The sequence below is a fragment of the Brevundimonas sp. P7753 genome (genome assembly GCF_013386595.1).
Taxonomy (GTDB): Bacteria; Pseudomonadota; Alphaproteobacteria; order Caulobacterales; family Caulobacteraceae; genus Brevundimonas; species Brevundimonas bullata.
Genome location: NZ_JACARP010000213.1, coordinates 1 through 1,041 on the forward strand (window position 1 = coordinate 1; position 1,041 = coordinate 1,041).

The 1,041-nt window shown below is 70.0% G+C and carries 1 protein-coding gene; it reads right to left on the minus strand.

What is annotated here, in order from left to right; all coding sequences use genetic code 11:
- Positions 1-1,018, minus strand: a 1,018-nt coding sequence (locus tag HX774_RS19205; protein WP_178829005.1) for a phage portal protein, incomplete at its 3' end; no start/stop codon positions are given.
- Positions 1,019-1,041: the final 23 nt, after the last annotated feature.

A 1,041-nucleotide genomic window follows, 5' to 3' on the forward strand; every position in this document is an offset into this window, starting at 1 on the left:
TCATCGCCCCCGCCGCCTTCCGCACCAGCGGGATCACCGTCCCGCGCCAGAAGGCGGCGTTGGCCTCGCGATAGTTGGCGTAGGTCGCGTCGCCCGGTATCCCCAGCAGCTGCGGCGGCACCCCGAACGCCAGGGCGATCTCCCGCGCCGCCGCGTGCTTGCCGGCGATGAAGTCCATGTCGTGCGGCGTCAGGCTCATCGGCTTCCAGTCCAGCCCGCCTTCCAGCAGCAAGGGCCGCCCGGCGTTCCTCGCCCCCGCATGGGCCTCGCCCAGCTCGGCCTTCAGCGCCTCGAACTGCTCGGCGGTCAGCCGCTCGCCGTCCCTGGCGCCGTAAATCAGCGCCCCCGACGGCCTGGCCGCATTGTCCAGCAGCGCCTTGTTCCAGGCCCCGGACGCATTGTGCACGTCGATGGCGAAGGCCGCCGCCTCCAGCGGTGAAAAGCCGTAATGATCGTCGGTCGGATGAAACAGCTTCAGATGCATGACCGGCGACCAGCCGTCGCCATGCCGCCCGATCCGCACCGCCTGCCCGCCGACCGCATACTCATAGGCCTCGGGCCAGCCCGCGCAGCCCGGCACCACCTTCACCCGGTCCGGCCGCAGCGCCCACAGCTCATCAGGAACGCCGTCGCCATCGACGTCCCCCGACGCCTCGACATAGGCGTTCCCCGCCGTCTGAAGTGCGCCATAGAGCGCCTCCATCAGCTCCCCGCCCGACTGCTCGGGATTGGGCTTGGCCAGCAGCCGCGCCAGCGGATGCTCCGCCGTCCGTACGCCCCCGACCATGACCATCAGCGGCGTCGACGCCGCCGCCTCCGCGATCATCCGCACGCAGCGATAGGCCACGGCGTTCTTGGCGAACCCCTCCTCAGCCAGATGGGCGTAATCCCGCGGCGTCCACCGCGCCCGACCCGCCCCCGTCAGGGCGATCAACGGCCCCGCCCGACTATCCTTGGTTTCAGGCGCGCCGACGCGCCGCCGACCAAACGGTCGTCGCCAATCCATTGAAATCTCCATGATCTTTCTCCCTCCCCTTCATG